This is a genomic window from Bartonella queenslandensis AUST/NH15, assembly GCF_000312585.1.
Lineage (GTDB): Bacteria > Pseudomonadota > Alphaproteobacteria > Rhizobiales > Rhizobiaceae > Bartonella > Bartonella queenslandensis_A.
This window is the reverse complement of sequence record NZ_HE998072.1, coordinates 1-341: the sequence shown is the minus strand read 5'-3', so window position 1 is coordinate 341 and position 341 is coordinate 1. Positions and strand designations below refer to the sequence as shown.

Sequence of the window (341 nt, the reverse complement as noted above, 5' to 3'; positions counted from 1 at the left end):
AATACACGCTTGCCTGTTCCTGCTATGTGTTCTGCTATCTTCAAACTGGTGAAAGTCTTGCCCGTTCCACAAGCCATGATCAGCTTGCCACGATCTGCTTCTTGTAAACCTTCACAAACCGCTTTGAGTGCTTCTTTCTGATGATCTAAAAGCTTTTTCTTTGTTTGCTCGTAAAGAACAATGTTGCCTGTCTTATCAAAGATGCCCCAATCGATTTGACTATTGTCCATATCAAAGAGATTAATTCGATAAACCGGAACCGCTTGCCCTTCAATCATGGTATGGGCATTTTCGCTTAAGTCTTTTTCCGTGCTATCAATCAGAAGGCGGTATTTAAATCT

General features: G+C 41.3%; 1 protein-coding gene. It reads right to left on the bottom strand.

Annotated elements, in window-relative coordinates; genetic code table 11:
- A partial coding sequence (locus BN338_RS09405; protein ID WP_039761534.1) for a DEAD/DEAH box helicase family protein occupies nt 1–341 on the bottom strand: 341 nt, incomplete at both ends.